3 protein-coding genes and 1 pseudogene are annotated in these 4,052 nt (G+C 65.5%); all 4 read left to right on the top strand.

The genetic code is table 11. The features are described from left to right. Positions 1-972: pseudogene (locus NX1_RS37150) on the top strand (hypothetical protein); the annotation flags it as partial. 35 nt (positions 973-1,007) lie between these two features. Beyond that, positions 1,008-2,087, top strand: a complete 1,080-nt coding sequence (locus NX1_RS34785; RefSeq protein ID WP_068069389.1) for a glycosyltransferase — start codon at positions 1,008-1,010, stop codon at positions 2,085-2,087. Positions 2,088-2,097: 10 nt separating this feature from the next. After that, positions 2,098-3,648 carry a DUF707 domain-containing protein gene (locus tag NX1_RS34790; RefSeq protein WP_169812338.1) on the top strand — a complete coding sequence of 517 codons (1,551 nt, stop codon included), beginning with the start codon at positions 2,098-2,100 and terminating at the stop codon, positions 3,646-3,648. Between the two features lie 132 nt (positions 3,649-3,780). Continuing rightward, a partial coding sequence (locus tag NX1_RS37575) for a hypothetical protein (protein ID WP_218024232.1) occupies positions 3,781-4,052 on the top strand: 272 nt, incomplete at its 3' end.

Raw genomic sequence — 4,052 nt, forward strand, 5'->3', positions numbered from 1 at the left:
AATTTCAATGCTTTCGTGTGGTCGCATCTGCCTCGTTACGACCAGTTGGACTATCACAGTGACGGGTCGGTCGCGAAGGTCATCGATACCGCTGCTGACGTGCAGTTGCCTCGTGTGCAGACGTTCTGGGATTCTGGTGACGATACCAGTGGTCAGAAGGGTTATGTGGCGGGGATCAAGCAGTTGGCTGGGTATATTCCGGTGTTTACCGATCCGAACAAGCTTGCCGGTGCCAATGGTGATCTGCCCGGTACATATAACTATAAGCAGCCTACCGGCGACAACAACGGTGGTGGTGGCGGTAATGGTAGGGGTGGTGGCACCGGCGGTGGTGGGGGCGGTAAGCCCGGTGGCAGCGGGGGTGGCAAGGGCAGCGGCGAGGGCGGCGGCACGGGTAGCGGCGGCGGCAAGCCGAACGACGGACCGGGCGGCGCAGGCAAATCCGGTATCGATCCCCAATCATCCTCTCGCGCACCATCTTCTGGGTCGGCCACCGCTGCTCCCGGCGGCGCAACCGGCCCGCTATCGGCGCTCTCGAAGGCGCTGCAGCAATTGGCGTCCGGGGCTATGTCCGGCCCCTGGGACCTTTGGGCCTCCGGTCCTTGGGGTGTCTCCGGGCCGACCGGCGCATCCGGCCCGTTCGGCTTCGACATCAGCCCAGCCCGGGCAGGTGGTGGCTCGCCAGGTGGCGGCTCGCCGGCTAAACCTGCGAATCCGGTCGAGGACAAGCTGTTTCCCCGGGCGGGTTCGTCAGGAAACGCGACCGAGACGGTTGACGCGCGCGCCAGTATGTCTCCGTCGGCCGCGATGCCCTACGGCGGTTACCCGATGGGTGGCGGCATGGGCGGTGCTCCCGGCGGGCAACAGCAGCAGCAACAACGCAAACGCGCGGCCTATCTCGACAGCACCGAGCACTTGGAAGAGGCCGTCGGCGAAGACCCCCTGTCGGTACGGCCCGTCATCGACCGCTGACCGGCCCATACCTCGAGCTGAATGCGAGCTCTGCCATGCGTTTTCATGTGGTGAACTTCCCCAATACACAGACAACCAAGCACTATCAGCCGTGCGCCTATACCCAGAAGATCCGGCGTTTCGCCGGGATGATGACGGGACTGGGCCACGAGGTGTTCCTGTACGGCGGCGAGGAGAACGACGCGGCCTGCACCGAGTTCGTCACCATCGCGTCGAAGTCGGAGCAGGCCGAATGGTTCGGCGGCAACGATCTCTACAAGGAACTCAACAACCTGACTTGGAATGCCTACGATCCGCATTGGACCACAACCAACGAGCGCGCCATCACCGAGATCGCCAAGCGCAAGTCGGACCGCGATTTCATCTGCGTGCTCGGCGGCACCTGCCAGCGGCCGATCGCGGAGACTTTCCCCGAGCTCATGACCGTCGAGTTCGGGATCGGGTACAGCGGGGTGTTCGCGAACTACCGGGTGTTCGAAAGCTACGCGTGGATGCACGCCGTCTACGGTTCGCACGCAACGACTCCCGGCGTGATGAGCGCCCGCGGCCATTTCTACGATGCGGTGATACCGAATTACTATGAGGTGGAGGACTTCCCGTTCTCCGAAGCCAAGGACGACTACTTCCTGTTCATGGGTCGCCTCACCGAGGCCAAGGGTATCCAGATCGCCATCGATACCTGTCAGCGGCTAGGGGTGAAGCTGGTCGTCGCGGGCGCCGGTGTGGCGCCGCCCGCCGATGTCGCCGAGTATGTCGGCGTAGTCGATCACGTGCGCCGGGGTGAGCTGATGAGCCGGGCCCGTGCGGTTTTCGTTCCCTCGCTGTACCTGGAACCTTTCGGCGGCGTGCATGCCGAGGCGATGCTGTGCGGGACTCCGGTGATCACCACCGACTGGGGTGTGTTCACCGAGACGGTGCAGCACGGCGTACACGGCTTTCGCTGCCGCACGCTGCGCGAGTTCTGCGAGGCCGCCGACGCCGTGGACAAGCTCGACTACCGGGCGATTCGCGAGTACGCGGTGTCGAAGTTCTCTACCGATGTCGTTGCTCCGCAGTACGAGACGTATTTCGAACGCCTCGGCACGCTGTGGGGCGAGGGCTGGTACGCCGCATGAGGAGGTCGTGATGACGACAGCGGTCCGGCAGCGGTCCAGCGCATTTCGTACCACCGGGCGACGGAGGAACTTGGTGGTGCTGCGGGCCGGTGACGCCTCGTTGCACGAACAATGGCTCGCCGGGCCGGTGCCTCGCACCTGGGATCTGGTCGTCAGCTATTTCGGCGACGACCCGCACCGGTATCGCGGCGGCGACGTGCTCCGGCTGGACCGCAAAGGGCCCAAATGGCCCGCGCTGCATCATGTGCTCACCGTCGATCTGGCCGAGTCGATCGACGACTACGACTACATCTGGCTCCCCGACGACGATTTGGCCACCGACGCCGCGGCCGTCAACGCGATATTCGAATACGCTGCGCGGTACCGGCTTTCGCTGTCGCAGCCCGCGCTCACCGAGGACAGCTACTACACCCACGAGATCACCCTGGTGGATCGCAGGTTCGAACTCAGGTACACGAATTTCGTCGAGATCATGGCGCCGTGTTTCCGCCGGGAGTTCCTGCGGCGCTGCCTGCCGACATTCGATGCCACTCAGACCGGATGGGGTCTGGATTTCCACTGGCCCCGATTCGTCCCGGACACCTCGTCGATCGCCATCGTCGACGCGGTGACCGTCCGGCATACCCGGCCGGTCGGCGGCCCGAATCTCACGGCGGCGCGCGCGGCGGGCGTGAACCCGTGGACGGAATACCGCGACTACCTGGCGCGGCACGAGATCTCCGATCTGACCACCCGGGTGCACCGGGGCGTCGGCGCCGGGCACCGGCGACCGACTGAGGAGCCGACCGCGATCTGCGTCACCGTCGACCGGCTTCGGCCGGGGCTGACGGCCTGGCTCGACCACCACGCGGCCCACGCGGATCTGATCATCGTCTACACCGACGATCCGGCCGTGCGCGCATTCGCGGAGGCCGCCGAGCACCCGGTACTGGTGTGCGACAACGCGGTTCCCGACGCCGATCCGGTCGAGCGCGAGGTGGCCAATATCCACGCCGCCGTCGCGACCGCACGCGCCGCCGACATGGCATGGCTGCTCCCGCTCGGCCCGCGGGAACTGTTCTACGACGACGGCAGGCGCCGCTGGCAGATCCCGGGGGCCGGACAGGTCACTTTCCTCGCCCACGAGGCCGTACCGATGCCGCACCCGGTCGACGACCCATTCCGCGAGTGCACCGTATTCCGGGTCAGCGGGTGCTCCCCCTTCCTCGACGCGCCCGCGAACCGCAGCGCCGTCCGCCTCGGCCGCGATATCACACCTGCCGACAAACACGGCTTCAGCGGATTCACCGGCGCGAGCGGAACGGTGACGGCCCCCATGATTCTGCATTATCCGTACCCGAGCTTCGAGAGCTGGCTGGCGCGGGCCACGGAGGCCGCGAGCAGCGGCGGCGCCATGGCGCGTCACTTCGCGCATTACTCCCGCGACCTGTTGCAGGTGGCCGTCGCACACGGCCGCCTCGACGGTGCCCGCGCCTGCTTCCAGGCCGAAATCCCCTGCGAAGGAATGGTCGACCGTATGGTGCGAGCCGGCGAGCTGATGCGGGTCAGGGCGCCGGTCTGACCGCCGAGCAGGCGCGGAGGCTCGGTTAACGGATGGTGTACAGACCGGGCTGCGATCGTCTTCCGGCATGACCGGGCGGAGGTCCGGTGCTAGAAACTCAGCGGACGCAGTGGAATTGACGGTAGGAGTGGGATGTCGTCGGGTGGGCCTGGTTTCGATCAGACCGAGTGGTCTGGGTTGTTGAAGGGTGCGCAGGACGGCCGGTTGAAGTTGTTGAATGTGGATGCGGGGGCGTTGCGGAAGCTTGTGGATGCGTGTGAGCGGTTTGTGGCCGATATTTTGGGGTTGATCGAGTCGTCGGGGCGGGATTTCGCGGTGCTCGAGTGGACGTATGACAATAAGAAGCCCGTGTCGCCCGACCCCAGGGCTGCCCATACTGTGACGACGTTGAAGAGTATGGGATT

It is taken from the genome of Nocardia xishanensis NBRC 101358 (assembly GCF_001613365.1).
In the GTDB taxonomy this organism is placed as follows: domain Bacteria; phylum Actinomycetota; class Actinomycetes; order Mycobacteriales; family Mycobacteriaceae; genus Nocardia; species Nocardia xishanensis.

Bases quoted from the DNA above. Each gene is read 5' to 3' on its own strand.
- NX1_RS34785 (WP_068069389.1), top strand. From the start codon at position 1,008: ATGCGTTTTCATGTGGTGAACTTCCCCAATACACAGACAACCAAGCAC.
- NX1_RS34790 (WP_169812338.1), top strand. From the start codon at position 2,098: ATGACGACAGCGGTCCGGCAGCGGTCCAGCGCATTTCGTACCACCGGG.